The organism is Streptomyces sp. NPDC036813 (assembly GCF_055609245.1).
Window position 1 is genome coordinate 141,379 of sequence record NZ_JBVJPV010000012.1, and the last position, 25,807, is coordinate 167,185.

24 protein-coding genes and 1 riboswitch are annotated in these 25,807 nt (G+C 72.0%); of the genes, 13 read left to right on the top strand and 11 right to left on the bottom strand.

All coding sequences use genetic code 11. The features are described from left to right. Position 1: 1 nt before the first annotated feature. Both ACZ67Q_RS24705 and ACZ67Q_RS24710 read left to right on the top strand, forming a co-directional pair. Entirely contained in the window at positions 2-1,204 is a 1,203-nt protein-coding gene (locus ACZ67Q_RS24705) for an FAD-dependent oxidoreductase (protein WP_471185839.1), read from the top strand. 330 nt (positions 1,205-1,534) lie between these two features. Next, positions 1,535-2,341, top strand: a complete 807-nt coding sequence (locus tag ACZ67Q_RS24710; RefSeq protein ID WP_471185842.1) for an HAD family hydrolase — start codon at positions 1,535-1,537, stop codon at positions 2,339-2,341. Positions 2,342-2,429: 88 nt separating this feature from the next. On the opposite strand, the gene ACZ67Q_RS24715 is transcribed toward ACZ67Q_RS24710, so the two are convergent. Next, positions 2,430-2,924 carry a transglycosylase SLT domain-containing protein gene (locus tag ACZ67Q_RS24715; protein ID WP_471185845.1) on the bottom strand — a complete coding sequence of 165 codons (495 nt, stop codon included), beginning with the start codon at positions 2,922-2,924 and terminating at the stop codon, positions 2,430-2,432. Between the two features lie 3 nt (positions 2,925-2,927). Further along, positions 2,928-3,112, bottom strand: a riboswitch (cyclic di-AMP (ydaO/yuaA leader). A 578-nt stretch (positions 3,113-3,690) separates the two neighbouring features. On the opposite strand from ACZ67Q_RS24715, the gene ACZ67Q_RS24720 reads away from it, so the two are divergent. The 4 genes from ACZ67Q_RS24720 to ACZ67Q_RS24735 all read left to right on the top strand — a co-directional run bounded on the left by ACZ67Q_RS24720 (position 3,691) and on the right by ACZ67Q_RS24735 (position 8,278). Then, complete coding sequence (locus tag ACZ67Q_RS24720; RefSeq protein ID WP_471185847.1) at positions 3,691-4,701, top strand: polyprenyl synthetase family protein; 1,011 nt, start codon at positions 3,691-3,693, stop codon at positions 4,699-4,701. 386 nt (positions 4,702-5,087) lie between these two features. After that, positions 5,088-6,359: a LolA family protein gene (locus ACZ67Q_RS24725; protein WP_471185850.1), complete on the top strand. Its 1,272-nt coding sequence runs from the start codon at positions 5,088-5,090 to the stop codon at positions 6,357-6,359. 43 nt (positions 6,360-6,402) lie between these two features. Continuing rightward, positions 6,403-7,377: an ABC transporter ATP-binding protein gene (locus tag ACZ67Q_RS24730; protein WP_471185853.1), complete on the top strand. Its 975-nt coding sequence runs from the start codon at positions 6,403-6,405 to the stop codon at positions 7,375-7,377. Further along, entirely contained in the window at positions 7,364-8,278 is a 915-nt protein-coding gene (locus ACZ67Q_RS24735; RefSeq protein WP_471185855.1) for an ABC transporter permease, read from the top strand. Before ACZ67Q_RS24730 ends, ACZ67Q_RS24735 begins: the two co-directional genes overlap by 14 nt. Before the next feature lie 4 nt (positions 8,279-8,282). On the opposite strand, the gene ACZ67Q_RS24740 is transcribed toward ACZ67Q_RS24735, so the two are convergent. After that, positions 8,283-8,867: a flavodoxin family protein gene (locus tag ACZ67Q_RS24740; protein ID WP_471185857.1), complete on the bottom strand. Its 585-nt coding sequence runs from the start codon at positions 8,865-8,867 to the stop codon at positions 8,283-8,285. 263 nt (positions 8,868-9,130) lie between these two features. Between ACZ67Q_RS24740 and ACZ67Q_RS24745 the strand changes: the two genes are divergently transcribed. Continuing rightward, entirely contained in the window at positions 9,131-10,309 is a 1,179-nt protein-coding gene (locus ACZ67Q_RS24745; RefSeq protein ID WP_471185859.1) for a tetratricopeptide repeat protein, read from the top strand. 18 nt (positions 10,310-10,327) lie between these two features. Here the strand turns inward: ACZ67Q_RS24745 and ACZ67Q_RS24750 are convergent, their stop codons facing one another. Together ACZ67Q_RS24750 and ACZ67Q_RS24755 are read right to left on the bottom strand one after the other, a co-directional pair. Beyond that, positions 10,328-11,275, bottom strand: a complete 948-nt coding sequence (locus ACZ67Q_RS24750) for a M28 family metallopeptidase (protein ID WP_471185862.1) — start codon at positions 11,273-11,275, stop codon at positions 10,328-10,330. A gap of 135 nt (positions 11,276-11,410) precedes the next feature. Further along, positions 11,411-11,878, bottom strand: coding sequence for a VOC family protein (locus ACZ67Q_RS24755; protein WP_471185864.1), 468 nt, complete (start codon positions 11,876-11,878; stop codon positions 11,411-11,413). Positions 11,879-11,899: 21 nt separating this feature from the next. On the opposite strand from ACZ67Q_RS24755, the gene ACZ67Q_RS24760 reads away from it, so the two are divergent. Next, complete coding sequence (locus ACZ67Q_RS24760; protein ID WP_471185867.1) at positions 11,900-12,550, top strand: CGNR zinc finger domain-containing protein; 651 nt, start codon at positions 11,900-11,902, stop codon at positions 12,548-12,550. Between the two features lie 22 nt (positions 12,551-12,572). Here the strand turns inward: ACZ67Q_RS24760 and rarD are convergent, their stop codons facing one another. Both rarD and ACZ67Q_RS24770 read right to left on the bottom strand, forming a co-directional pair. Then, a complete protein-coding gene (gene rarD, locus ACZ67Q_RS24765) occupies positions 12,573-13,604 on the bottom strand; it encodes an EamA family transporter RarD (RefSeq protein WP_471185870.1) in 1,032 nt (343 codons plus the stop codon). Positions 13,605-13,772: 168 nt separating this feature from the next. After that, positions 13,773-14,627: an SDR family oxidoreductase gene (locus tag ACZ67Q_RS24770; RefSeq protein ID WP_471185873.1), complete on the bottom strand. Its 855-nt coding sequence runs from the start codon at positions 14,625-14,627 to the stop codon at positions 13,773-13,775. A gap of 102 nt (positions 14,628-14,729) precedes the next feature. On the opposite strand from ACZ67Q_RS24770, the gene ACZ67Q_RS24775 reads away from it, so the two are divergent. Further along, positions 14,730-15,134 (top strand): winged helix-turn-helix transcriptional regulator, encoded by a 405-nt coding sequence (locus ACZ67Q_RS24775; protein ID WP_471185876.1) that lies wholly within the window; start codon positions 14,730-14,732, stop codon positions 15,132-15,134. A 36-nt stretch (positions 15,135-15,170) separates the two neighbouring features. On the opposite strand, the gene ACZ67Q_RS24780 is transcribed toward ACZ67Q_RS24775, so the two are convergent. The 5 genes from ACZ67Q_RS24780 to ACZ67Q_RS24800 form a co-directional block, all read right to left on the bottom strand. After that, positions 15,171-16,229 carry a 2-oxoacid:ferredoxin oxidoreductase subunit beta gene (locus tag ACZ67Q_RS24780; protein ID WP_471185879.1) on the bottom strand — a complete coding sequence of 353 codons (1,059 nt, stop codon included), beginning with the start codon at positions 16,227-16,229 and terminating at the stop codon, positions 15,171-15,173. Further along, positions 16,222-18,150 (bottom strand): 2-oxoacid:acceptor oxidoreductase subunit alpha, encoded by a 1,929-nt coding sequence (locus ACZ67Q_RS24785; RefSeq protein ID WP_471185881.1) that lies wholly within the window; start codon positions 18,148-18,150, stop codon positions 16,222-16,224. The genes ACZ67Q_RS24780 and ACZ67Q_RS24785 overlap by 8 nt, the downstream gene beginning before the upstream one ends. A gap of 209 nt (positions 18,151-18,359) precedes the next feature. Beyond that, positions 18,360-19,019: a LuxR C-terminal-related transcriptional regulator gene (locus ACZ67Q_RS24790; RefSeq protein WP_471186162.1), complete on the bottom strand. Its 660-nt coding sequence runs from the start codon at positions 19,017-19,019 to the stop codon at positions 18,360-18,362. A gap of 158 nt (positions 19,020-19,177) precedes the next feature. Beyond that, a complete protein-coding gene (locus tag ACZ67Q_RS24795; protein WP_471185884.1) occupies positions 19,178-20,515 on the bottom strand; it encodes a sensor histidine kinase in 1,338 nt (445 codons plus the stop codon). 147 nt (positions 20,516-20,662) lie between these two features. After that, on the bottom strand, positions 20,663-21,859 hold the full coding sequence (locus ACZ67Q_RS24800) for a sensor histidine kinase (protein WP_471185887.1): 1,197 nt from the start codon (positions 21,857-21,859) through the stop codon (positions 20,663-20,665). A gap of 233 nt (positions 21,860-22,092) precedes the next feature. Between ACZ67Q_RS24800 and ACZ67Q_RS24805 the strand changes: the two genes are divergently transcribed. The 4 genes from ACZ67Q_RS24805 to ACZ67Q_RS24820 are packed head-to-tail and all read left to right on the top strand — an operon-like array spanning position 22,093 to position 25,806. Beyond that, a complete protein-coding gene (locus ACZ67Q_RS24805) occupies positions 22,093-22,479 on the top strand; it encodes an NADH-quinone oxidoreductase subunit A (RefSeq protein ID WP_361630935.1) in 387 nt (128 codons plus the stop codon). After that, entirely contained in the window at positions 22,470-23,108 is a 639-nt protein-coding gene (locus tag ACZ67Q_RS24810; protein WP_471185890.1) for an NADH-quinone oxidoreductase subunit B, read from the top strand. The genes ACZ67Q_RS24805 and ACZ67Q_RS24810 overlap by 10 nt, the downstream gene beginning before the upstream one ends. Continuing rightward, entirely contained in the window at positions 23,105-24,841 is a 1,737-nt protein-coding gene (locus ACZ67Q_RS24815) for an NADH-quinone oxidoreductase subunit C (protein WP_471185893.1), read from the top strand. Before ACZ67Q_RS24810 ends, ACZ67Q_RS24815 begins: the two co-directional genes overlap by 4 nt. Continuing rightward, positions 24,838-25,806: a complex I subunit 1/NuoH family protein gene (locus ACZ67Q_RS24820; RefSeq protein WP_471185895.1), complete on the top strand. Its 969-nt coding sequence runs from the start codon at positions 24,838-24,840 to the stop codon at positions 25,804-25,806. The genes ACZ67Q_RS24815 and ACZ67Q_RS24820 overlap by 4 nt, the downstream gene beginning before the upstream one ends. Position 25,807 lies beyond the last annotated feature (1 nt).

Here is a 25,807-nt window from a genome sequence, read left to right on the forward strand (position 1 = left end):
CGTGAACCAACCGGTAGCAGTCCTCGGGGCAGGCCCCTTCGGCCTGTCCACCGCCGCCCATCTGCGCGCCCGTGGCGTGCCCGTCCGCGTCTTCGGCGACCCCATGGTCAGCTGGCGCGACAACATGCCCGCCGGCATGCTCCTGAAGTCGACCCCCGCGGCCTCCAGCATCGACTGCCCGCAACGCGGGTACACCCTCGCCGACTACTGCGACGCGGCCGGCATCCGGCGGCTGGTCACCGATGAGGACATCATTCCCGTCGAGACGTTCATCGCCTACGGGCAGTGGTTCCAGCAGAAGCTGCTGCCCGAGCTGGAGCGGGTGCGGGTGGTCTCCGTGGACCGGCGCACCGGGGGCGGCTTCGAGCTGAAGCTGGACTCCGGGGAGCAGCTCACCGCGCGGGCCGTCGTCGTCGCCACCGGACTGTCCGGCCTGTCCCACCTGCCCCGCGAGCTGGCCTCGGCCGCCCCGGACGGACCCGCTCCGACGGCGCCGGTCTCGCACAGTTCCCAGCATCACGACCTGACCCGCTTCGCCGGCCGCGAGCTGATCGTCGTCGGCGCCGGACAGTCCGCGCTGGAGACGGCGGCGCTCGCCGCCGAGGCCGGGGCCCGGGTGCGGGTGGTGGCCCGCGGCCGGGGCCGGGTCGCCTTCGGCGCGGCGCCGTGGGACCAGCCCCGGCTGCGCCCTCAGTCGCCCTTCGGCCGGGCCTGGTCGCTGTGGGCCCTGAGCTATTACCCGCAGCCCTACCGCTATCTGCCCGCCGAGCTACGCCACTACCTGGTCCGCCGGGTCCTCGGCCCGCTCGGCGCCTGGTGGCTGCGCGAGCGCTTCGCGGGGAAGGTGGAGGTCAGCGAGGTGCAGCGGATCGTGCGGGCGGAGTCGACGGGCGAGGGCGCCACCCTCACCGTGCGCAGTCACTCCGGCCGCACCGAGCGGCTCGCCGCCGACCACGTCATCGCGGCCACCGGCTACCGGGTGAACCTCGCGGCGATGGACTTCCTCGGCCACGGGCTGCGCACCGCGCTCGCCGTCAGCCGCGGCACTCCCAGGCTCGGCGCCGGCTACGTCTCGTCGGTCCCCGGCCTGTACTTCACGGGTCTGCCGGCGGCTGGGTCGTACGGCCCGGTGATGCGGTTCGTATGCGGCACGGAGTTCGCCTCGCCACGGCTGGCCCGGCATCTGGTGGCGGCGCACGGCTGAGGGCACGCCGGACCTGCGCGGGACGGCCGACCTGCGCGGGGACGGCCATCCTGCGCGGGAGCGGCGGCCCGGTCAGTCCTCCTGCGCGTGCTGCCAGGTTGATCAGGCCGCTCGCGTGCGGATGCCGGGCGAGATATCGACACCGGCGTCGGCGAAGCACGGACGCACGGCCTCGGGCAGGGCGGGGTCGTCGGGGTCGCCGTCGAACCAGAGGCCCCGTTGCCGGGCCTGGGGGTGAAGAGCGGGGCGCCGACCGGGTCCCCCGGGGACGTTGCGGAACGGCGAATCGGGTGGTGAACGGGTGACCTGCGGGGTCCGTATTCTCTGATCATGGCCGCACCCCTCGCATATGCCCTCATCGCCACTGACCTGGACGGAACGCTGCTGCGCGGCGACGACACGCTGTCCGACCGGTCCCGGGCCGCGCTCGCGCGGGTGGCGAACGCCGGCGCCCGCCACCTGGTGGTGACGGGCCGCCCGGCGCCCCGGGTGCGGCCGCTGCTGGAGGACCTCGGCTGCACGGGGCTCGCGGTGTGCGGCCAGGGCGCGCAGGTGTACGACGCGGGGGCCGGCCGTCTGCTGTGGTCGGTGACCCTCGACCGGGAGCTGGCCGAGACCGCGCTCGGCAAGATCGAGGCCGAGGTGGGGGAGGTGTACGCCGCGGTCGACCAGGACGGCGTGGACGGGCTGACGCTGATCGAGCCCGGCTACCGGATGCCGCACCCGACACTGCCGGCGGTGCGGGTCGGGCGGCGCGACGATCTGTGGGGCGAGCCGATCAGCAAGGTGCTGCTGCGCCATCCCGAGCTGTCCGACGACGAGCTGGCGGCGACGGCGCGCGCGGTGGTCGGTTCCCTGGCGACGGTGACCATGTCGGGGCCGGGGACCGTGGAGCTGCAGCCGTGCGGTGTCACCAAGGCGACGGGGCTCGCGCTGGCGGCCGACCATCTCGGGCTGGGCCCCGAGCGGGCGCTCGCGTTCGGGGACATGCCGAACGATATCCCGATGTTCGCCTGGGCCGCCCGAGGGGTGGCCATGGCCAACGCCCACGAGGAGCTGAAGGCCGTGGCCGACGAGGTCACCTTGTCGAACGAGGACGACGGCATCGCCGTCGTCCTCGAACGACTCTTCGCGTGAGGCAGTGGCTCACGACGCTCCCGTGAGGCAGCGGCTCAAGGCTCTTGCCGGAGGCAGCGGCTCACGGCTTCTCGCGTGAGGCGGTGGCTCAGTACGCGCTGAACACGTTGTCGATCGACCCGTAGCGGGCGGCCGCGTAGTTGCAGGCCGCGGTGATGTTGGCGATCGGGTCGTACGGGTCCATGGAGGTGCCGGACACGTGGTAGGCGAGGAACGTCGGGTCGATCACCTGGAGCAGGCCCTTGGACGGGGTGCCGGCGGCCGCGTTGGAGTCCCACAGGTTGATGGCGGCGGGGTTGCCGGAGGACTCGCGGATGATGTTGCGGTAGATCCCGTCGTAGGTGCCCGGGATGCCGTGCTGGGACATGATGTCCAGCGACTGGCGGATCCAGCCGTCGAGGTTGTTCGGGTAGACCGAGTTGGCGGCCGTGATCACGGTGGCGCTGGTCGCCGGGGTGGCGGCGGAGGCGCTGGTGGCGCCGAAGAGCGGCAGCGCGAGGGCGGCGGCACCGGTGCCGGCGACGGCGAGGGTGCGGACGAGGCGGGACGTGCGGGTGCGGCGGTGCTGACCGGCAGCAGACATGACGAAGTTCCTCTCCCACGCCTGCGAGGTGAGCTGTCGGGTTCGGGCTGGAGATGCCCGGCCGGCCGCGGCTGCGGCACGGCTTCACCCCAAGCCGGTCCGGGGCGTCGTCGGGGTGACGACGTCCGGCTCGGCGACTTACCTGGGTCCCCCGCTCCTGCCGTACACGGATGAGTTGGTCCGATGGTGGATGCCGGACGGCGGCAGGATTAGGCGTCCATCCGACAGGCCGGGAAGTTATGCGAGAGCTGATGCCGGGAACAAGTACCGGTTTCACCTAATGCCCTGGTTGACCTTGGTCCGGGGTGTTTGGGGTGCTTGATCCTTTGTGGTCGCCGAGGCCCAACTCGCTTGTCGGGACTGGCGAAACACGGGGCAGACGGAGGGGAGGCCGGTGAGGGTGGCGCGTGACCCAATTCACTGGTGTCACAGGGGAAACACATTTGGTACCAAGGCGGCCAAGGTGAATCGACTGATTAATTACGGCAAAACGGGCAGTCGGGTCGTGTTGTGGCGCGCCGGGGCGGGGTGCCTCACGGAGGGTGGGGGGTGGTCTTCACGACACGAGCATGGTTGATATCGGTACTTTTCGGCCGATCAGATTTGATCGATAAACATATCGGGCGTGATCCGATACCACCTGGCCTGTAACCGTGGGCGCTATCGGTGATCGAAACGTGACCGGATACGCTGACTTGAGTGATGTCAGCGACCTATCGACAAACCGTGTAATCGCCAACCGGCACCAGCAGACAGGAGACCCCTCGTGACCGTCGTCGGGCCGTTCGGGCTTAGCGTGCGGGACCAGGCTCTCGAGGCCGATGTCCAGGCCGGATTGGCGGCTGTCGAGGAAGGGCTGCTCGAGGCCACCAAGAGCGAGGTTCCCTTCATCACGGAGGCCGCACAGCACCTGGTGCGGGCGGGCGGGAAGCGGTTCCGGCCGCTGCTCGTGATGCTGGCGGCGCAGTTCGGCGACCCGTATGCGCCGGGTGTCGTGCCGTCGGCGGTCGTGGTCGAGCTGACCCACCTCGCGACGCTGTACCACGACGACGTCATGGACGAGGCCGCCGTGCGGCGCGGGGTGCCCAGCGCGAACACGCGGTGGGGTAACTCGGTCGCCGTACTGACCGGCGACTTCCTCTTCGCGCGCGCGTCGCAGATCCTCGCCGACCTCGGCCCCGAGGCGGTGCGGGTGCAGGCGCTGGCGTTCGAGAGGCTGGTCACCGGGCAGATCCTGGAGACCGCGGGGCCGCAGGACGGGCGCGACCCGGTCGACCACTACCTCGAGGTGCTCGGCGGCAAGACGGGGTCGCTGGTGGCGGTGTCGTGCCGGTTCGGCGCGATGATGTCCGGCGCCGACGAGACGGTCGTGGACGTGCTGACCCAGTACGGGGAGCGGCTGGGCGTCGCTTTCCAGCTGGCTGACGACGTGCTCGACATCGCCTCCGACTCGCACGAGTCCGGCAAGACGCCGGGCACGGATCTTCGCGAGGGCATTCCGACGCTGCCGGTGCTGCGGCTGCGCGAGCAGGCCGAGCGGCTGGGGCTGCCGGAGGACCGCGCGCTGTGCGAGCTGCTGGACTCCGATCTGAGCGACGACGCGCGACACGCGGAGGCGCTGGCCGGGCTGCGGGCGCACCCCGCGCTGGAGCAGGCGCGGCGCGACACCGTCCGCTACGCCGAGGAGGCGCGTGCGGCGCTGGCTCCGCTGCGGGAGTGCGGCGCCAAGGCGGCGCTGATGGAGCTGTGCGACGCGGTGGTGCACCGGGCGGGCTGACGGCAGCCGTCCCCCTCCCGGCCGGAGACGTACATCCGGGCCGTGCGGCCCTTCCGCTGACGGCCGCACCCCGGGTGGACTCCGCCTCTCGGCGTATCCGCACCCTCGGGTGGAGCCCGCTGCCCCGTCCCCGTGGCTCCCTGGTCCCCCACCTCCCCTACGGGTAGGGCGAGCTGAGGCCCCGCCATGTCATACCCCAGCAGTACATGCGGTTGCGTCCGTGGAGTGACGCTTCCCGGCGGCCGATTTGGTCTCATGGAAAGCACGGAAGACACCACTCCTCACCGATTCGGGTGAGAATGGCGGCTTGGGGTGGGGCCCGCCGGGAGCACGCGCCGGGGGTCACGGGAACGACAGCCGCCGCCGACGACGGAGGTAGCGCACACATGGCACCGTATGGAAGCGATGACAGGGCGACGGCCGTGCAGGAGCCGGCCGGCTCGTCGGGCGGGGGGCGTCGCAGGGCCGCGCGGTACGTCGTGCCCGCGACCGTCGTGGGCGTGGCCGCCGCGACGATCGGGATCGTCCCCGCGCTCGCCAGCTCCGGTGACCCGGATCTGCCGAAGATCACCGCGCAGCAGCTCATCGAGAAGATCGCGGCGTCGGACGTCCAGCAGATGTCGGGCACCGTGCGGATCAGCACCGACCTCGGGCTGCCCGACCTGGGCGGGCTCGCGGGCGGTCTCGGCGGGAAGACGGGCGGCTCCGGTGACGGCTCGGCCGCCGACCCGTCCGCCAAGGTCACCGAACTCGCCACCGGCTCGCACACGTTGCGGGTCGCGGCCGACGGGCCGGACCGGCAGAAGGTGTCGGTGCTGGAGGACGCCGCCGAATACAGCCTCATCCACAACGGCAAGGACGTGTGGGGCTACGACAGCAAGTCCAACGAGGTGTACCACGCCACCTCGGAGGACACCGGCAAGGACCACCGCAAGGGCACGCGGGGCACGGACGACTTCTCCGGCACGCCCAAGGACTTCGCCGAGCAGGCCCTCAAGGCCGTCGACTCCACGACCGCCGTCACGGTGGACGGCACCGCCCACGTCGCCGGCCGCGACGCCTACAAGCTGCTGATCAAGCCCAAGCAGTCCGGCAGCACCGTCGGCGGGATCACCATCGCCGTGGACGCGAAGACCGGCGTGCCGCTGAAGTTCACCCTGACCCCGAAGAGCGGCGGCGCCGCCGTGGTCGACGCCGGCTTCACGCAGGTCAGCTTCGCCCGACCGGCCGCCTCCACCTTCGACTTCACCCCGCCCAAGGGTGCCAAGGTCACCGAGGGCGGCGACCGTGAGCACCCCAAGGGCGACCGCCTCCAGGGCGACGGTCCGCTGAAGGGCGGCCTCCCGGGGCACCTCCTGCCCACGCCGGGCGGGGCGCCGGGCAAGGGAATCGGCGGACCCGAGGTCCTCGGTGAGGGCTGGAACGCCATCGCGGTCTTCGACACCGGCGCCAAGGGTGGTGTGCCCTCCGGCAGCGAGGTCGGCGGCGACCTCGGCGGCTTCCTGGACTCGCTCGGCGACAAGGTCTCGGGCAAGTTCGGCAAGGGCACGGTGTTCTCCACTCGCCTGGTGAACGCCCTGATCACCGACGACGGCAAGGCCTACGTCGGAGCGGTGACCAAGGACGCCCTGGTCAAGGCCGCCGACGCGGGCAGGTGAGCCGGCGGGACACCGCCGGCCACGGGAAACGATCGGGGAGCCGATGGACGCAGCGCCCGCCGCACGGGATGAGCAGGAGCTGGAGGACGAGTACGTCATCCACACCCGCGCCCTCACCAAGCGCTACCGCGGCGGGCAGCTCGCCGTGGACGGCCTGGACCTGACGGTGCCGGCGGGCAGCGTCTTCGGCTTCCTCGGTCCGAACGGATCGGGCAAGACCACCACCATCCGCATGCTGATGGGCCTGATCGAGCCCACCTCCGGCGCCGCGCGCGTGCTCGGGCAGCCGATGCCCCGGGCCGCCCGCTCGGTGCTGCCGCAGGTGGGCGCGCTGATCGAAGGGCCCGCGCTGTACGGCTTCCTCTCCGGCCGGGACAACCTGCTCCGCTACGACGCCGCCGACCCCACCGCCGACCCGCGCACCCGGCGCGCCCGCGTCGCCACCGCGCTGGAGCGGGTGGGGCTGACGGCGGCAGCCGGAAAGAAGGCGCGGGCGTACTCGCTCGGGATGAAGCAGCGGCTCGGGCTCGCTGCCGCGCTGCTCCAGCCCCGGCGCCTGCTCGTGCTGGACGAGCCGACCAACGGGCTCGACCCGCAGGGCATGCGCGAGATCCGGGCGCTCGTGCGGGAGCTGGCCTCGGACGGCGCGACCGTCTTCCTCTCCTCGCACCTGCTCGACGAGATCGAGCAGGTGTGCACGCACGCCGCGGTGATGGCGCGCGGCCGGCTCGTCGTCCAGGGCGCGGTCGCCGACCTGGCGGCGCGGGCCCGGGGGCGGCTGGTGGTGACGACGCCAGACGTCTGCGACGCGGCCCGGGTGCTGAAGGAGCAGGGTGTCGGGGACGTCGTCGTGGCGGAGGACCGGGTGACGGGCGAGCCGCCGGAGTCGGAACCGGCCGATCTCAACGCCGCGTTGGTCGCGGCGGGGATACGGGTGCGGGGCTTCGGGGTGGAACGGGCCACGCTGGAGGACGCGTTCGTGGCGCTGACGGGGGAGGGCTTCGATGTCGCCGGATGACACCAGCAGCACGACCACGGTCACCACGGGCGGCGCCACCGCCTCCGAGACGGCCCGGGCGGTGCGGCCCCTGTGGACCCTGGGGCTCTTCCGCAGCGAACTGCTGGTCACCTTGCGACGATGGCGCACCCTCGCGCTGCTGGGGGTGCTGGCCGCGGTGCCCGTCCTGGTCGGGATCGCCGTGCGGATCGAGACGGGGGACGGTTCGTCGGGGTCCGGGGGCGGTGGGGGACCGGCGTTCATCACGCAGGTCACCAACAACGGCCTGTTCCTCGTCTTCACTGCGCTGGCCGCGACTCTGCCGTTCTTCCTGCCGATGGCGGTCGGTGTGGTCGCGGGCGACGCCATCGCCGGCGAGGCAAACGCGGGCACCCTGCGCTATCTCCTGGTCGCACCGGCCGGGCGTACGCGGCTGCTGCTCGCCAAGTACACGACTGTGATGGCCTTCTGTCTGCTCGCCACTCTCGTCGTCGCCGTGTCGGCGCTGCTGGTCGGGGCCCTGTTGTTCCCGCTCGGCGATCTGACGACCATCTCCGGCACCAGGATCGGTTTCGCGGAGGGCCTCGGCCGGGCCCTGCTGATCGCGCTGGCCGTCGCCGCGTCCCTGATCGGGGTGGCGGCGCTCGGACTGTTCGTCTCCACGCTCACCAACAGCGGGGTCGCGGCGATGGCGACGACCGTGGGGCTGCTGATCACCGTGCAGATCCTCGACCAGTTCCCGCAACTGCACGCGATACAGCCGTATCTCTTCTCGCACTACTGGCTGTCCTTCGCCGACCTGATGCGCGAGCCGGTCTACTGGGACGACCTGGTGAAGAACCTCGGTCTCCAGGGCCTGTACGCCGCCGTGTTCGGTTCGGCGGCGTGGGCCCGGTTCACGGCGAAGGACATCACCGTCTAGCGGCTCATGGGCGCTCGTACGGGAAGCGGGCGAGCGGTGCCTCACCAGCGAAGAAGGTCTTGGCGCGGGTCAGCGCCGCGTGGTCGTTCAGGACGTCGCCGGGGCGGGTGCCGTTGCCGAGCAGGACGCCGCCGAACCGCATTCCCAGGTAGGCGGCGGAGTTGTTGAGCGTGCCGACGAGCGGGTCGGCGACCTCCTCCTCGCGGTGCGCGAGGGCGGTCACGCCCCACAGGGTGCGCCCGGCCATCCGGGACTTGAAGTCCAGGCCGGGGATGCGCAGCCAGCCCGACCAGTGGTCCAGATAGCGCTTGGTGTGGGCGGAGACCGAGTACCAGTACAGCGGTGAGGCGATCACCAGGTCCGTCGCGGCGAGCGTGGCGTCCAGCAGCAGTGCGGTGTTGTCCCCGGTGGGCCGGACGTGGTCGCTGTCGTGGCGCAGGTCGGTGAAGTCGGGCAGAGGGTGCTCCGCGAGGCTGATCCACTCCTGCTCCACCCCCTCGGGGAGCTGCTCGGCGGCCTTGCGGGCGAGCAGTTCGGTGTTGCCGTCCTCGCGGCTGCTGCCCAGCACGAACAGGAAACGGCGGGTCATGGCATCCCCCTGGTACTCGGTTACGGCGATCAGAAGCGTCAACGTTGAATGCACGCGCATTTAATCCCGGTGGGGTGGAGGCACCGGGCCGGAAGTCGGGACGAGTCTGTGACGGGGTGGTGACCTGTGCACGGGGCGGGAGGGGCGAGACTCGACAGTGCGTGTTCAAAAGGGTTGTGTGGCCCGGAGCACCATGGAAAACGCATGTGCCGTCCGCCGGCTCGCCGTCGAGTCCGAATGACGCATCGGAAGTGAGGGAAGCGATGACTCGACTCAGCCGCGTGAAGACGCTGGAGGTCCGTGTCGCGGTGGACGGCTCGGTCGTGGATGAGGGTGGCCGTGCGGTGGCCCGGGCCGGTGCCTGGGTCGCGGGTGTGCCGCTGCCGGTGGGGCCCGGTGAGGAGGCTCAGGACGCCGTCCTCGCCCACCTGCACCGTATGGCCCGCGCCGACGGTCACTCCGTCCTCGCCACGATCCACGACGAACGCCTCGGGTACGTCGTCCCCCTGCGCGTGGACCCGGACGGCTCCAGCCACCTGACCTCGCAGCCGCAGCCGCAGCCGCAGCCGCAGCCGCAGGCGCCTCGGACGGTCCCGCTGCGTGCGGTCCCCGGTCCCCTGCGGGACGCGACCGCCCCCGGCACGGTCACCGTGCCTCAGGGGGTCTTCGGCCCGCCGCCCGAGATGTCCCCGTCCGCCGCGCACCCGTCCGCCACGCAGCCGGCACCCGCCACAGCCGACGGTGCTCCACAGGAACCCGCTCCGGCCCCGGAATCCGTCCCGGCCCAGGCTCCGACCCCGGCACCCGCTCCGGCCCCGGCCCCGGCACCCGCTCCGGCCCCGGCCCCCGCGCCGACCCCCGACCCCTACACCTACATCGCCCTGGCCGAAGCCGCTGCCGAGGCGAAGCCCACGCCCGCCCGCGGGTTCGACGCCATCGCCGAGGCCGTACTGGAGGACGTGCCGTCCGCCGGGGGCGGTGCCGGGTCCGCGCTGCCGGCCGGTCGGGTGGCGCGGGTGAACGAGGCCGTGCGGGCCGGGCGGACGGATGCCGCGGCGGAGCTGGCCGAGGAGACCGTGGCCGAGGCGGCGGCCACGCTGGGGCCGGAGCACCCGGAGGTGCTCCGGCTGCGTGAACTCACCGCCTACATCGCCTACCTGGGCGGCGAACCGGAGCGTGCCTTCCGGGTCTCCCTCGATCTGGCCGGCATCCACCGCCGGAAGCAGGACGCGGAGGCCGCCTACGGCAATGTGCAGAGCGCGGCCACCGCGTGGCGGGCGGTGCGCGACCCGCGGCAGGGCCTGAGCCTGGGCGGCGAGCTGATCGCCCTGTGGTCCTCGCTCGCCGCCGAGAACGGCCCCGCCGCCGACGACGCCGAGGAGCTCCGGTCGGCCCGCGCCCGAATGGACCGCCTCACCGCCCGCGCCGCCGTCCGCGGCTGAGGGACACTCGGAAAGACGTCACGACGACAGCGTCCACACCGCGTACGCGATGGCGTCGCTGTTGCGGTCCAGTGCCGTGTCGTTGATGTTGGCCGTCGTGTCGCACGACGAGTGGTAGCAGCGGTCGAAGGCCTGCCCGGCGGTGCCACCCCACTTGGCGGCCTGGGCCGACGTCTTGATGTAGTCCGCGCCGCTGAACAGTCCGCCCACCGGCACGCCGGCGTTCTTGAAGGGCGCGTGGTCGGAGCGGCCGTCGCCCTCGGTCTCGGGCTCGGTGGGGATGCCGAGCCCGGTGTAGTAGTCCTTGAAGGTCTTCTCGAGGGCCGGGTCGTCGTCGTAGACGAAGTACCCGGGGTTCGGTGAGCCGATCATGTCGAAGTTCAGATAGCCGGTGATGCGGGCGCGGTCGGCCGAGGACAGTCCGCCCACGTAGGAGCGGGAGCCGACCATGCCCAGCTCCTCCGCGCCCCACCAGGCGAAGCGCAGGTGCTTGGCGGGGTGGTAGCCGCTGCGGGCCACGGCGAGCGCGGTCTCCAGGATCGCCGCGGAGCCGGAGCCGTTGTCGTCGATGCCGGGTCCGGCGGTCACGCTGTCGAGGTGGGCGCCGGTCATGAGGACCTGGCCCGTGTCGCCGCCGGGCCAGTCGGCGATCAGGTTGTAGCCGGTGCGGCCGGAAGAGGTGAACTGCTGGACGGTGGTGGTGAACCCGGCCGCGTCCAGCTTGGCCTTCACATAGTCGAGGGATGCCTTGTAGCCGGCGCGGCCGTGCGCCCGGTTGCCGCCGTTGGCGGTCGCGATGGACTGCAGCTGGGCGAGATGCGCCTTGACGGCCGCGACGGGGATGTCGGGAGCGGCGGCGGCCGCGGTGGGGGCGGGCGCCGCCCCGGCTATGGAACCGGTGGCGATCAAGGTGGCGCCGGCGACGACGGCAGCGGCCGTCGCCCGCGCGGAAACGGAGAGCTTCATGTGGGGGGCTCCGAATTCCTTGAGGAATAGGGTGCCCGATGGTGAAGCTGAGCCTGACGCTCCGTCAAGACCACAATCCGGACATGGGTGTTCACATATCGGATCATTCACCGGACCCGCGCGCGAGCCCCACGCTCAGTGCACACAGAACTCGTTGCCCTCCGGATCGGCCATCACCACCCACTGCCCGCTCGGCTCCTTCACCTCCCGCAGCACGCTCGCGCCGAGCCCCTTCAGCCGCTCCACCTCGTCCGTGCGTCGCCCCTCGCCCGGGTGCAGGTCGAGGTGGAGCCGGTTCTTCACGGTCTTCGGCTCCGGCACCCGCTGGAACAGCAGCCGCCGCCCGAGCCCGGTGCCGCTGTGCGGGTCGTACGGGTCCTGCGGATGCCGTACGGCGACCAGGTCCCGGAAGGCGGGGCGGCCGTGGTACTCCACGGTGGCCGCGCCCGGCAGCGCGCCGGCGGCGAGCAGCTGCTCGATGAGTGCGGCGTTGTCCTCCACCGCGTAGTGCAGCGCCGCGGCCCAGAAATCGGCCTGCGTGTGCGGATCGGCGGCGTCGATGACGATCTTGAAGTGCACCGGAGCCGGTGCCGTCGTGGTCATGTAACCAGTAATAATGGTTACATGAGTGAGCGTGCAACGGAATCGCCGGGACCGCCTGGTCTTTCCGCCCGGCCGAGCGGCCCCACCGGGCTGATCCTGCACACGCACGACGGGCGGCCCTACCGCTTCGATCCCGGCGCGCTGTGCCTGGAACTGCTCACGACCGGCGGGCCGGGCGCCTTCGCCCGGTACGAGACGCTGCACACCACCGCCGACCTGGTCGCCTGGGCCGGGCGCAGCCGACTCCCGCAGGGGCTCGACCTGCACGTCACGGATGCCGAGCTGGCCCGGGTCCGCGACGTACGCGACGCGCTCTTCGCGCTCACCGCCGACCGCGCGCACGGACGTCCCCTGCGCCCGGACCTGGTGGCGACCCTCAACGAGGCGGCCGCGCGGCCGTCACTGGTGTCCCGGCTCGCCCCGGACGGCACGCGCGCGTGGGCGCCGGGCGCGAGCGGCGCGCAGCTGTTGTCCACGGTCGCCCGCGACGCGATCGACCTGTTCAGCGGCCCGCACGCGGACCGCGTCCGCGAGTGCGGCGCCCACGACTGCTACTTGCTCTTCGTCGACACGTCCCGCCCGGGCCGCCGCCGCTGGTGCGCGATGGAACACTGCGGCAACCGCGAGAAGGTCCGCGCCCACCGGGCCCGCGCCTACCACCCGGCCGGCTAGGCCCCCGCCGCCGTACCTCGGACTACGCCTCCACGTGGGGGGTGGCCGGCGTCCCGGTCGTCGGGGATTCGATGGCCGGAAGCCCGGCCGCCGTGGGTTCGGCCGCCGCAGGATCGGTTGCCGCGGACTCGGCCGCCGCCGCGAGGGTCGTCCGGAGGCGGGCCGTGCGGCGGGCCGTGCGGAGGCTGTCGGCGGTGAGGAGGATCAGGGCCAGCCAGACGAGGGCGAAGCCGGCCCAGCGCTCGGGCGGCATGGCCTCGTGGAAGTAGAGAACTCCGCACAGGAACTGGAAGACCGGCGCGAGGTACTGCAGCAGCCCCAGCGTGGACAGCGGCACGCGGATCGCGGCCGCGCCGAAGCAGACCAGCGGGATCGCGGTGACCACGCCGGTGGAGGCGAGCAGCGCGGTGTGGCCCGGGCCCTCGCTGGTGAACGTCGAGTGCCCCTGCGCGGTCAGCCACAGCAGATAACCGAGCGCGGGCAGGAACTGGATCGCGGTCTCGGCGGCCAGCGACTCCACGCCGCCGAGGTTCACCTTCTTCTTCATCAGGCCGTAGGTGGCGAAGGAGAAGGCGAGGATCAGGGAGATCCACGGCGGGCGGCCGTAGCCGACGGTCAGGACGACCACCGCGGCCAGGCCGACGCCGACGGCGGCCCACTGCACGGGCCGCAGCCGTTCCCCGAGCAGCAGCACGCCCATGGCGATGGTGACCAGCGGGTTGATGAAGTAGCCGAGCGAGGCCTCCACGACATGGCCGCTGTTCACGGCCCAGATGTAGACGCCCCAGTTGATGCTGATGACGCCCGCGGCGACCGTGACGAGGGCCAGCCGGCGGGGCTGGCGCAGCAGCTCGCCGGCCCACCGCCGGCGCCGCATGACGAGCAGCGCCGCGGCGACGACGACGAAGGACCACATCATCCGGTGGGCGAGCACCTCGCCGGCGCCGGCGGGCTCCAGCAGGGGGAAGAAGAGCGGGAACAGCCCCCACATCCCATACGCAGCGAAGCCGTTCAGCAGGCCTATCCGCTGCTCACCCTTCGACGTCCCGCCCACGGGCTCCTCCTTCGCCTCTGCACATGCCTCCACGAAGGTAGCGCCGCGCCGCCCCGCTGTCATGCCCGTATCGCCATACGGTCATGACAGCGCGGGCGAGTGAGACGGTCGGCCCTGCGGCGGGCCGCTCGGCCCTTGGCCCGGCCGCTCGGCCCTCCGGCCGGCTGCTCAGCCCTTCAGCGCGGCGGTGATCGCCTCGGCGAGCGGTGTGGTGGGGCGGCCGGTCAGGCGGGACAGGTCGCCGGAGGTGACCTCCAGCTCGCCCTTCTCGATGGAGACGTCCACGCCGGCGAAGACCGCGGCGAGCGGCTCGGGCAGTCCGGCGCCGGTCAGGATGCCGGTGAGCGCCTTGGGGGTGACCGGGTTGTAGACGATCTCCTCACCGGTCTGCCGGCTCAGCTCGGCCGCGTACTCGGCGAAGCTCCACGCGGTGTCACCACCGAGTTCGTACGTCTTGTTCTCGTGCCCCTCGCCGGTCAGTACGGCGACGGCGGCGGCCGCGTAGTCGGCGCGCGAGGCCGAGGACACGCGGCCCTTGCCCGCCGCCGCGACGACGGCGCGGTGCTCCAGGACCGGGGCCAGGTTCTCCGTGTAGTTCTCGTGGTACCAGCCGTTGCGCAGCAGCACGTAGGGCAGACCCGAGGTGAGCAGCGCCTCCTCGGTGGCCCGGTGGTCGTCGGCGAGCGCGGCGGTGAGGCTGCCCGGGGCGCTGGTGTAGGCGAGCAGGGCGACGCCCGCGGCCTTGGCGGCGTCGATGACGACCCGGTGCTGGCCGGTCCGGCCCTTGTCGAACTCGTTGCCGGAGATCAGCAGCACCTTGTCGCCGGCGGCGAAGAGGCCGTCGAAGGTGTCCGGGGTGTTGTAGTCGGCGACCGCGAGGCGTACGCCGCGTTCGGCGAGATCGGCGGCCTTCTCCGGGGTGCGCACGACGGCGGTGACCTGGTCGGCCGGGACCTTCTCCAGCAGCTGCTCCACGACGTGACGGCCGAGGTTTCCGGTGGCTCCGGTGACGACGATGCTCATGGTGCGATCTCCTCGGGGGGTGTGACTTCTCCGTTGTCTGACACCCACCGTACGGATTGCGCTAACTTCTGGAAAGTACCCACTTTGAAGTAAGGTACTGGCATGACAGTAAGTGCAGTGGGCTCCGACGCCGAGGCGATGTGCCCCTACCGGCTCGTCCTGGAGCACGTCACCAGCCGGTGGGGCGTGCTCGTCCTGATCGCCCTGCTGGAGCGTTCCTACCGGTTCAGTGAGCTGCGCCGCGAGGTGAGCCGCGTCGGCCGGGCGGTCAGCGAGAAGATGCTCACCCAGACCCTGCAGACCCTGGAGCGCGACGGTCTGGTCCACCGCGACGCCAAGCCTGTCATCCCGCCCCGCGTCGACTACTCCCTGACCGAACTGGGCCGGGAGGCCGCCGGACAGGTCCGCGCACTCACCCTGTGGACGGAGCGGCGCATGCCCGACGTGGAACGGGCCCGCACGGCATACGACGAGGCCCGGGACGCTTCGTCGTCCCGGGCCTCGTGAGGGAAGGCGTCGCCTGCCTCGTGAGAGAAGGCGCCGTCAGCCGACGACCGTCCAGGTGTCGCCGCCGGCGAGGAGTGCGGCGAGGTCGCCCTTGCCGCGCTGTTCCACCGCGGTGTCGAGCTGGTCGGCCATGAGGGTGTCGTAGACCGGCCGGTCGACGGAGCGGAACACGCCGATCGGGGTGTGGTGCAGGGTGTCGGGGTCGGCGAGCCGGGACAGCGCGAACGCCGTGGTCGGGGAGGCGGCGTGGGCGTCGTGGACGACGACGTCGGCCTCGTTCTCCGGCGTCACGTCCACCACCCGCAGATCACCGGTCCGCGCATCGCGTACGACCCCGCGGTCGCCGTCGGTGCCGAAGCGGATGGGCTGCCCGTGCTCCAGGCGGATCAGGGCCTCGGTGGCCTGCTGCTGGTCCTTCAGGGCGTCGAAGGCGCCGTCGTTGAAGATGTTGCAGTTCTGGTAGATCTCGATCAGCGCGGTGCCCGGGTGGGCGGCCGCCTGCCGCAGGACCTCGGTGAGGTGCTTGCGGTCGGAGTCGATGGTGCGGGCGACGAAGGACGCCTCCGCGCCGAGCGCCAGCGACACCGGGTTGAAGGGGGCGTCCAGGGAGCCCATCGGCGTCGACTTGGTGATCTTGCCCAGTTCGGACGTCGGGCTGTACTGGCCCTTGGTCAGACCGTAGATCCGGTTGTTGAACAGCAGGATCTTGAGGTTGACGTTGCGGCGCAGGGCGTGGATGAGGTGGTTGCCGCCGATGGACAGGGCGTCGCCGTCGCCCGTCACCACCCACACCGACAGATCCCGGCGCGAAGTCGCCAGACCGGTCGCGATGGCCGGGGCGCGGCCGTGGATGGAGTGCATCCCGTAGGTGTTCATGTAGTACGGGAAGCGGGAGGAGCAGCCGATCCCGGAGACGAAGACGATGTTCTCGCGGGCCAGGCCCAGCTCGGGCATGAAGCCCTGCACCGCCGCCAGGATCGCGTAGTCACCGCAGCCCGGGCACCAGCGCACCTCCTGGTCCGACTTGAAGTCCTTCATCGTCTGCTTGGCCTCGGCCTTGGGGACCAGCTGAAGCAGCGTGTCGGCGTCAGTCATGGATGGCCTCCTTCAGCGCCGCGGCGAGCCTCTCCGCCTTGAACGGCATGCCGTTGACCTGGGTGTGGGAGCGGGCGTCGACGAGGTACTTCGCCCGGATCAGGGTGGCGAGCTGGCCGAGGTTCATCTCGGGGATCACGACCTTGTCGTAAGCCTTCAGGACCTCGCCGAGGTTGCGCGGGAAGGGGTTGAGATGACGCAGGTGCGCCTGCGCGATCGCCTCCCCGGCCGTCCGCAGCCGCCGTACCGCCGCCGTGATCGGTCCGTACGTCGATCCCCAGCCCAGTACCAGCGTGCGTGCCTGCTGCGGGTCGTCGACCTGAAGGTCCGGGACCTCGATGCCGTCGACCTTGGCCTGCCGGGTGCGGACCATGAAGTCGTGGTTGGCCGGGTCGTAGGAGATGTTCCCGGAGCCGTCCTGTTTCTCGATGCCGCCGATGCGGTGCTCGAGGCCCGGCGTGCCCGGCACCGCCCACGGCCGGGCCAGGGTGTGCGGGTCCCGCTTGTAGGGCCAGAAGACCTCGGTGCCGTCCTGCAGGGTGTGGTTCGGGCCCTGGGCGAACTGCACCCGCAGGTCCGGCAGGTCGTCCACCTCGGGGATGCGCCAGGGCTCGCTGCCGTTGGCCAGGTAGCCGTCCGAGAGGAGGAACACCGGGGTGCGGTAGAGCAGCGCGATCCGCGCGGCCTCCAGCGCGGCGTCGAAGCAGTCGGCCGGTGTCCTCGGCGCGACGACCGGCACCGGCGCCTCGCCGTTGCGGCCGTACATCGCCTGCAGCAGGTCCGCCTGCTCGGTCTTCGTCGGCAGACCCGTGGAGGGGCCGCCGCGCTGGATGTCCACGATCAGCAGCGGCAGCTCCAGCGACACCGCGAGGCCGATCGTCTCCGACTTCAGCGCCACACCGGGGCCGGAAGTCGTGGTGACCGCCAGCGAGCCGCCGAACGCCGCGCCCAGGGCGGCGCCGATGCCGGCGATCTCGTCCTCGGCCTGGAACGTGCGCACACCGAAGTTCTTGTGCCGGCTCAGCTCGTGCAGGATGTCCGAGGCCGGGGTGATCGGGTACGAGCCGAGGAACAGCGGCAGGTCGGCCTGGCGGGAGGCGGTGATCAGGCCGTAGGCGAGGGCCAGGTTGCCGGAGATGTTGCGGTACAGCCCGGGCGGGAACGCCGTCGCCGCCGGCGCGACCTCGTAGGAGACCGCGAAGTCCTCGGTCGTCTCACCGAAGTTCCAGCCCGCGTGGAACGCGGTGATGTTCGCCTCGGCGATCTCCGGCTTCTTCGCGAACTTCGTCCGCAGGAACTTCTCGGTGCCCTCGGTCGGGCGGTGGTACATCCACGACAGCAGCCCCAGCGCGAACATGTTCTTGCTGCGCTCGGCCTCCTTGCGGGAGAGGTCGAACTCCTTCAGCGCCTCCACCGTCAGCGTGGTCAGCGGCACCGGGTGCAGGCTGTAGCCGTCCAGCGAGCCGTCTTCCAGCGGGTTGGAGTCGTAGCCGACCTTCTGCATGGCCCGCTTGGTGAACTCGTCGGTGTTGACGATGATCTCCGCGCCGCGCGGCATGTCGCCGATGTTCGCCTTCAGGGCGGCCGGGTTCATCGCCACGAGCACGTTCGGCGCGTCGCCCGGGGTGAGGATGTCGTGGTCGGCGAAGTGCAGCTGGAAGCTGGAGACACCCGGCAGGGTGCCGGCGGGCGCGCGGATCTCGGCCGGGAAGTTCGGCAGGGTGGAGAGGTCGTTGCCGAACGACGCGGTCTCCGAGGTGAACCGGTCGCCCGTGAGCTGCATGCCGTCACCCGAGTCCCCCGCGAACCGGATGATCACCCGGTCCAGCCGGCGCACGTCCTTCCCCCCGGCCGGTCTGCGCTGCTCTCCTACGACGGTGGTGTCGGCCTGCTCCGCTGGGCTGCTGACCTGACTGGTCACTGAACTGGACCTCCCTCGAGGCGGCTGTCGGGAGCGGCCCTCCCACGGGCCTCCCAGGATCAACCCTACGTCTGTAAGGGTCGCCTTCCCTTGACTTTCCGCATGGTGGCGCTCGACCACCCTGCCACCGCCGCGAGCCGTGCTCGTCCCCGTCCGGGTTCCCCGACGTGCGGCAGTGTCCCGGCGAGGTGCCCAGGAGTTCGGATACGTCAGGAGTTCAGATACGTCAGCACGGCGAGCACCCGGCGGTGGTCGCCCTCGCTCGGGGACAGGCCCAGTTTGAGGAAGATGTTGCTGACGTGCTTCTCGACCGCGCCGTCACTGACGACGAGCTGCTTGGCGATGGCCGAATTCGTACGCCCCTCGGCCATCAGTCCGAGGACCTCCCGCTCCCTCGGGGTGAGCCCGGCGAGGACGTCCTGCTTGCGGGAGCGGCCCAGCAACTGGGCGACGACCTCGGGGTCGAGGGCCGTACCGCCCTCGGCGACACGCACCACCGCGTCCACGAACTCGCGCACCTCGGCCACGCGGTCCTTCAGCAGATAGCCGACGCCGCGGCTCGAACCGGCCAGCAGCTCGGTGGCGTACCGCTCCTCGACGTACTGCGAAAGCACCAGCACCCCGAGCCCGGGATGCGCCTTGCGCAGCTGCACGGCGGCCCGAACACCCTCGTCGGTGTGGGTGGGCGGCATCCTTACGTCCGCGACGACGACGTCGGGCAGCGCGCCCTCCGCGTCCAGCTCGGCGATGGTCTTCACCAGCGCCTCGGCGTCCCCCACGCCGGCGACGACGTCGTGCCCGCGGTCGGTGAGCAGCCGCGTCAGCCCTTCCCGCAGCAGCACCGAATCCTCGGCGATGACCACCCGCACCCTGACCTCCACGACGCCGTTCCCCCCACACTGCGCGACAACATCCCAAGCATTCCATCAACGGACGCGAAGCGCGGGCGCGGGAGGCCGGAGAGGGGGGAGGGGTGTCGGGTTTCGGCCGGGGTCAAGGGCCCGGGGGCCGGGACGGTGCGAGTCGGTCAGTGCGTTCGCCAGGGCAGTTCCGCTGTGATGCGGGTCGGGCCGCCGGGCGGGGAGTCGATGATGAGGATGCCGTCGACCGCGTCGAGGCGTTCCGTGAGGCCGGTGAGGCCCGAGCCGGGGCTGGGGGCCACGCCGCCGGTGCCGTCGTCCGTGACCTGGAGCATCAGGCGGTCGTCCGAGCGCCACACATCCACCGTCGCGGACCGCGCCCCGCTGTGCTTGCCGACGTTCTGCAGCAGCTCGCAGACCGTGAAGTAGGCGATGCCCTCGATCGCGGGGACCGGTCGCGACGGCAGGTCCACCTCCACCCGCACCGGCACCGCGGACCGGGAGGCCACGGCGGACAGCGCCGCGTCCAGGCCACGGTCGGTCAGCACCGCCGGATGGATGCCGCGCGCCAGGTCCCGCAGTTCCTGCAGCGCCGTCTTCACCTCACCGTGCGCCTCGTCCACCATCCGCGCTGCCGCCCGCGGGTCGTCCCGCAGCTTCTCCTTCGCCAGCCCCAGGTCCATGGCCAGGTTGACCAGCCGGGCCTGCGCCCCGTCGTGCAGATCGCGCTCGATGCGCCGCAGGTCCGCCGCCGCCGTGTCCACGACCACCCCGCGGTCCGACTCCAGCTCCACCACCCGCGCCCCCAGCCGCGACGGGCCGAGCAGCCCGTGCACCAGCAGCCGGTCCACCGACGTCAGCGCCCGCACGATCCACGGCGTGGCCATCGTGAACAGCGCACCCACCAGCACCGTCACGGTGATCTCGAACGGGTTGTCGATGTAGATCCGGTGGTGCTCGTCGCCGTACAGCTGCAGGCCGCCCTGGCCGGCGTACATCGGGAAGACCCAGAACCACAGCGGGTACGTCAGCATCGCCCAGCCGTACGCCCAGAACGCCAGCGCCACGCAGAAGGAGAACACCGCCCACGGGAACTGCAGCACGGCGTACAGCAGATGCCGCCAGGACGCGCCGCTCTTGAGGACCGCGCCGATCCAGCCCATCAGGCTGTTCTTGCGGGCCCGCAGCGGCTCCGGGTCGGCCACCTCCAGGCCGAGCAGCCCGCGCGCCCGCGCCCGCTCCAGCGCGCCGAAGCCACGGCAGCCGGCCAGCGCCGCGGCCAGCACCGGGACGCCGAGGAACGTCACCAGCAGGCCGGCCCCGAGCGAGACCATCGTGACCGCGAAGACGAACAGCACGATCCCGATCGGCAGGCCCAGCAGCACATATCCCAGCTCCCGCCAGCTGCGGCCCTCGAACGGCGCCCGCAGCGCCGCCGGCATTCGGTGCCGGCCGGAGCCGTCGTCGTACCCCGACCGGTAGCGCTCCTGATACTGCATGGCCATCGGTGTCCGTCCGTTTCTGCTCGTGGCCGCCGCTCGGCCGCACGCCCTGTCACCTACGTCCAGCCTGCTGCGCCGCAGGTCGGCGGACCATGGAGGCCGTCGGCGTCTTGGACGGGGGGTTTTCCCCACCTCGGGAGCTCGCCGGCGTCAGGAGCGGGCGTCCTGCGCACGGTCGCGCCACGGCAGCTCCGCCGTGACCGTCGTCGGCCCACCGGGCGGCGAGTCGATGACGAACAGGCCGTCCACGGCGTCCAGCCGCTCCGCGAGCCCCCGCATCCCGGTACCGCGGTCCGGCGACGCGCCACCCCGCCCGTCGTCCCACACCTGGATCAGCAGCCGGTCGTCGGACCGCCACACCTCCACCCTGGCCGACCTCGCACCGCTGTGCTTGCTGATGTTCTGCAGCAGCTCGGACACCGTGAAATAGGCGATGCCCTCGATCGCGGCGGCGGGCCGCGACGACAGTTCGGCGGTCACCTTCACCGGCACCGTGCACCGCGACGCCACGGACGAAAGCGCCGCGTCCAGACCGCGATCGGTCAGCACCGCCGGATGGATGCCGCGCGCCAGATCGCGCAGTTCCTGCAGCGCCAGCTTCACCTCGCCGTGCGCCTCGTCGACCATCGCGGCCACGTGCTCGTCGGCCTGGCCCTCCAGCAGCTTCTCCTTCGCCAGGCCGAGCCCCATCGCCAGGTTCACCAGCCGGGCCTGCGCCCCGTCGTGCAGATCGCGCTCGATGCGCCGCAGATCGGCGGCCGCCGTGTCCACGACCACCCCGCGGTCCGACTCCAGCTCCGCGATACGGCGCTCCAGCTCGTCGGACGGCGACAGCAGCCCGCGCACCATCGCCCGGTCCACGTTGCTCATCCCGCGCGCCAGGTACGGCAGCACCGGCCACAGCACGAACAGCGAGGTGAGCGTCACGACGAAGGTGACGATGCCCCACGGCAGCCGGACCAGGTCGTACAGCGCGGTCCGCCAGGCCACCGAGTCCTTCAGCACCATCCACATCCGGCCGAAGACACCGTCCGCGCGGTGCAGCGGCAGCCGGCTCGGCTCCTCGACCCGCACCCCCAGCAGCGCCCGCGCCCGGGCCCGTTCGAACCGACCCAGCAGCCGCGCGCCCATCAGGGCCAGCGCCAGCAGCGGGAAGCCGATCACGGTGATCGTCAGCGCGCCGCTCACCAGCAGCACGGTCATGACGTAGACGAAGCCGATCAGCGTCAGCGGAAGGTTCGCCAGGAGATGGGCGATCTCCTTCCAGGTGTGCGCGTCGTAGGCCAGGCGGGCCGGTGGCGGACGGTCGTCGTCGGCCGGCCGGCGGGCGGGGTCGGTTGCGGTCATATGGGCTAGCGTGCCGCGCGCCGCGGCGCCGCGCCATGAGGTCGCCCGGCCTCGCCCCGGTGGGGAAAACCCCACCCTCCCCCCGGGCCACGCGTCTCAAGGCGTGACGGGCTGCTTACCGCCTCTTTATCAGGGCCTAGACTCCCGTGCGTACAGATCGTCGAACACTCCTCGACGGTCGTCGAAAGCCGAGAAACGCGAAGCCAGGGAGCGAGGAGACGGACGTGCGGGATATGACCGTCGTCGTCGCGGCGGACTACTTCCACTCCTATTCGGTCGTGGGACTGCTCGCCGTCGTCGGCGTGCTCTTCGTCGCCGTCGCCTTCGGGGCCGGCCGCCTGCTGCGGCCCGTCGTGCCCACGCCCGAGAAACTCCTGACGTACGAGTGCGGCGTGGACCCCGTCGGCGAGGGCTGGGCACACACCCAGGTCCGCTACTACGTCTACGCGTTCCTGTACGTCATCTTCGCCGTCGACTCGATCTTCCTCTTCCCCTGGGCGACGGTCTTCGCCGCGCCCGGCTACGGCGCGGCCACCCTGGTGGAGATGTTCATCTTCCTCGGCTTCCTCGCCGTAGGCCTGCTGTACGCGTACAAGAAGGGCGTCCTGGCATGGACGTGAACCCGGCTGTTCCGGAGCCCGCCGTTCCACAGATCGCCGTCCCGGAGCCCGTGCCGCTTCCCGAGCCGAAGAGGCTGGGCGCGCTCGCCCGCCTGGCCCCTGAGCCGATGAAGGTGGTCCTGAACTGGGGCCGCCGCTACTCGCTGTGGGTCTTCAACTTCGGACTGGCCTGCTGCGCGATCGAGTTCATCGCCGCGTCGATGTCCCGCCACGACTTCATCCGGCTCGGCGTCATCCCCTTCGCGCCGGGACCGCGCCAGGCAGACCTGATGGTCGTCTCGGGCACGGTCACCGACAAGATGGCCCCTGCGGTCAAGCGCCTGTACGAGCAGATGCCCGAGCCGAAGTACGTCATCTCCTTCGGCGCCTGCTCCAACTGCGGCGGCCCGTACTGGGACTCCTATTCCGTCACCAAGGGCGTCGACCAGATCATCCCCGTCGACGTGTACGTCCCCGGCTGCCCGCCGCGGCCCGAGGCGCTGCTCCAGGGCATCCTCAAGCTCCAGGAGAAGATCGCCCGCGAGTCGCTCGGCGAGCGCTACGGCCACGGTGCGTCCCGCCCCTCGCCGGCGGCGCTGCAGAGCGGCCTGGTGCAGCCGCCGCAGCCCGCGCAGGGGGAGGACCGATGAGCGCCGGCACGGTCGGCTGGCTGCCCGCCGACACCGAGGAGCTCTTCGGTACGGCGGCGACGGCCGAGGAGTCGTACGACGTTCTGACCGTCGACGTCCCGTCGGAGTCCTGGCTCGCGGCGCTGACGACGGCCCGCGACCGGCTGGGCTGCACCTACTTCGACTGGCTGAGCGCGGTCGACGAGCCCGGCATGGGCTTCCGCGTCGCCGCGCACGTGGCGGCGCTGGGCCCGGTGCGGCGCCTGCTGGTGCGCACGACCGTGCCGCACGAGGCGCCGGTGCTGCCGTCGGCCGTGTCGGTCTACGCGGGCGCCGCCTGGCACGAACGCGAGACGCACGAGATGTTCGGCGTCGGCTTCGAGGACCACCCGAACCTCGACCACCTGCTGCTTCCCGACACTTTCGAGGGCCACCCGCTGCGCAAGGACTTCGTCCTGGCCGCCCGGGTCGCCAAGGCCTGGCCCGGCGCCAAGGAACCGGGGGAGTCCGAGCACGGCGGCCCCAAGCGCCGCCAGATGCTGCCGCCGGGCGTCCCCGACCCCAACGAGTGGGGCCCGCTCAAGGGGCAGCTCCCGCCTGCCCCGGCCCGCCCGGCCCGGGCAGCGGGCGCGGGTCGCGCGGCGGGCGCTGCCGGTGCCGGCCGTGCCGCGGCTGCGGCGGGGGAGCGGCCGGCGCGCCGCACGCGCACGGCGTCCGAGGGCTCGGCGAGCCAGGCCGCGGCGGGTGCTGCGGAGGCGGCGGGGACGGAGGTGCCGGAGGCCCCGTCGGGAGCTACTGCCCGTCCGCGCCGGACGCGTACCGCGTCCGAGGGTTCTGCGAGCCAGGCTGCTGCGGGTGCTGCGGGTGCTGCGGCTGCTGCGGAGGCGGCGGGGACCGAGGTGCCGGAGGCCTCGTCGGGAGCTACTGCCCGTCCGCGCCGGACACGTACCGCGAGCGAGGGCTCGGTGAGCCAGGCCGCCGCGGCGGATTCGGCGGAGCGGGAGGGCGACGACGTCGTCGCCGGGCCTGCGGACGCGGCGACGCGCAAGCAGGACGCCAGCGAGGGCGACGCTTCCCGAGCGGCGGCCGAGGGCCCGGCCGCCGAGGCTTCGGTGGCGCACGAGCCCGGCCCGGCACCGGCTGGCCCGCGTCGGGCACGCAGCGCCTCGCAGGGCGCGGCCTCACAGCGGGCCGAGGCCGAGCACCCCACACAACCGACCGCACCGGAAAGGCCCGCCCGCCGCAGCGCGGACGCCCCGTGGCACCACGCCCGCCCGGCGTTCGACGACGCGCGGCCCGAGCCGGAACCGGAGCCCCAGCCGGAGGCCCAGCGCGAGCCGGAGTCGGAGCCGGCGCGCCAGCGCGAGCCGGAGGCCCGGTCCGAGTCGGAGCCAGAGCACCGGCCCGAGCCGGAGCGCCAGCCCGAGCCCCAGCCCGGGCCGGAGCCCCAGCCCGCGCCGGCGACCGAGCCGGCCGGCGACGACGCGGACCCGGCCGCCAAGGCCGCCCCCGCCACCGGCGACGGAGCCGACCGCGGCCCCGAAGCCCGCCCGGTCGGCAAGGGCGACTCCGGCGACCAGGGCGCTCCCGCCGGCAAGGCCGACCCGGGCAACCAAGGCGGCCCCGCCGAGCAGGGCGACCCCGGCAGCGAAGCCGGCAAAGCCGGCCGCACCGGTGCACCCCGCGACACTCAACAGCCCCAAGACCCCCACGCCCCCGAAGACCCCCACGACCCCGCAGGAGGCCCGCAGTGAACGGCGCTCTCGACGTCGCCCTGCGACTCGTGGTCGTCTTCGTCGTCTTCCTCACCTTCCCCCTGATCGTGGGCCAGACCGAACACAAGGTCATGGCCCACATGCAGGGCCGCCTCGGCCCCATGTACGCCGGCGGTTTCCACGGCTGGGCGCAGCTGATCGCCGACGGCGTGAAGTTCGCGCAGAAGGAAGACGTCGTCCCCGCGGGCGCCGACCGCCGTATCTTCCAGCTCGCGCCCGCCGTCGCCCTGCTGCCGTATCTGCTCGTGCTGCTCGCCATCCCGATCGGCCCGGGCGAGGGCGCGGTCGGCCAGGTCCTGGACGCCGGTGTCTTCTTCGTCCTCGCGGTGATGGGCGTCGGCGTGCTCGGCTCCCTCATGGCCGGCTGGGCCAGCGCGAACAAGTTCTCCCTGCTCGGCGGTCTGCGCACCGCCGCCCAGCTCCTGGCCTACGAACTGCCCATGCTGCTCACCGCCGCCTCCGTGGCCATGGCGGCCGGCACGGTGTCCCTCCCCGGCATCCTCGACGCGTTCGAGTGGTGGTGGCTGCCCTGGCAGATCGTCGGCGCGATCGTCTTCTTCGTCGCCGGTCTCGCCGAGCTCCAGCGGCCGCCGTTCGACATGCCCGTCGCCGACTCGGAGATCATCTTCGGCGCGTACACCGAGTACACCGGCCTGCGCTTCGCCCTGTTCCTGCTCGCCGAATACGCCGGGATCATCGTCCTGTGCGGCCTTACGACCGTCCTCTTCCTCGGCGGCTGGCACGGCCCGTGGGGCGCCGACGGCCTGGGCTGGGTGTGGACCCTGCTGAAGACCGCGATCCTCGCCTTCATCGTGATCTGGCTGCGCGTCACCTACCCCCGGCTGCGCGAGGACCAGCTCCAGAAGCTCTCCTGGACCCTCCTGGTCCCTCTCTCCCTCGCCCAGATCGCCCTCACCGGCATCGTCAAGGTGGTGATCCAGTAGC

Excerpts from the sequence above, each read along its gene's own strand:
- ACZ67Q_RS24710 (WP_471185842.1), top strand. The coding sequence starts at position 1,535 with ATGGCCGCACCCCTCGCATATGCCCTCATCGCCACTGACCTGGACGGA.
- ACZ67Q_RS24715 (WP_471185845.1), bottom strand. The coding sequence starts at position 2,924 with ATGTCTGCTGCCGGTCAGCACCGCCGCACCCGCACGTCCCGCCTCGTC.
- ACZ67Q_RS24725 (WP_471185850.1), top strand. The coding sequence starts at position 5,088 with ATGGCACCGTATGGAAGCGATGACAGGGCGACGGCCGTGCAGGAGCCG.
- ACZ67Q_RS24730 (WP_471185853.1), top strand. The coding sequence starts at position 6,403 with ATGGACGCAGCGCCCGCCGCACGGGATGAGCAGGAGCTGGAGGACGAG.
- ACZ67Q_RS24735 (WP_471185855.1), top strand. The coding sequence starts at position 7,364 with ATGTCGCCGGATGACACCAGCAGCACGACCACGGTCACCACGGGCGGC.
- ACZ67Q_RS24740 (WP_471185857.1), bottom strand. The coding sequence starts at position 8,867 with ATGACCCGCCGTTTCCTGTTCGTGCTGGGCAGCAGCCGCGAGGACGGC.
- ACZ67Q_RS24745 (WP_471185859.1), top strand. The coding sequence starts at position 9,131 with ATGACTCGACTCAGCCGCGTGAAGACGCTGGAGGTCCGTGTCGCGGTG.
- ACZ67Q_RS24750 (WP_471185862.1), bottom strand. The coding sequence starts at position 11,275 with ATGAAGCTCTCCGTTTCCGCGCGGGCGACGGCCGCTGCCGTCGTCGCC.
- ACZ67Q_RS24755 (WP_471185864.1), bottom strand. The coding sequence starts at position 11,878 with ATGACCACGACGGCACCGGCTCCGGTGCACTTCAAGATCGTCATCGAC.
- ACZ67Q_RS24760 (WP_471185867.1), top strand. The coding sequence starts at position 11,900 with ATGAGTGAGCGTGCAACGGAATCGCCGGGACCGCCTGGTCTTTCCGCC.
- ACZ67Q_RS24770 (WP_471185873.1), bottom strand. The coding sequence starts at position 14,627 with ATGAGCATCGTCGTCACCGGAGCCACCGGAAACCTCGGCCGTCACGTC.
- ACZ67Q_RS24775 (WP_471185876.1), top strand. The coding sequence starts at position 14,730 with ATGACAGTAAGTGCAGTGGGCTCCGACGCCGAGGCGATGTGCCCCTAC.
- ACZ67Q_RS24780 (WP_471185879.1), bottom strand. The coding sequence starts at position 16,229 with ATGACTGACGCCGACACGCTGCTTCAGCTGGTCCCCAAGGCCGAGGCC.
- ACZ67Q_RS24795 (WP_471185884.1), bottom strand. The coding sequence starts at position 20,515 with ATGGCCATGCAGTATCAGGAGCGCTACCGGTCGGGGTACGACGACGGC.
- ACZ67Q_RS24800 (WP_471185887.1), bottom strand. The coding sequence starts at position 21,859 with ATGACCGCAACCGACCCCGCCCGCCGGCCGGCCGACGACGACCGTCCG.
- ACZ67Q_RS24805 (WP_361630935.1), top strand. The coding sequence starts at position 22,093 with ATGACCGTCGTCGTCGCGGCGGACTACTTCCACTCCTATTCGGTCGTG.
- ACZ67Q_RS24810 (WP_471185890.1), top strand. The coding sequence starts at position 22,470 with ATGGACGTGAACCCGGCTGTTCCGGAGCCCGCCGTTCCACAGATCGCC.
- ACZ67Q_RS24815 (WP_471185893.1), top strand. The coding sequence starts at position 23,105 with ATGAGCGCCGGCACGGTCGGCTGGCTGCCCGCCGACACCGAGGAGCTC.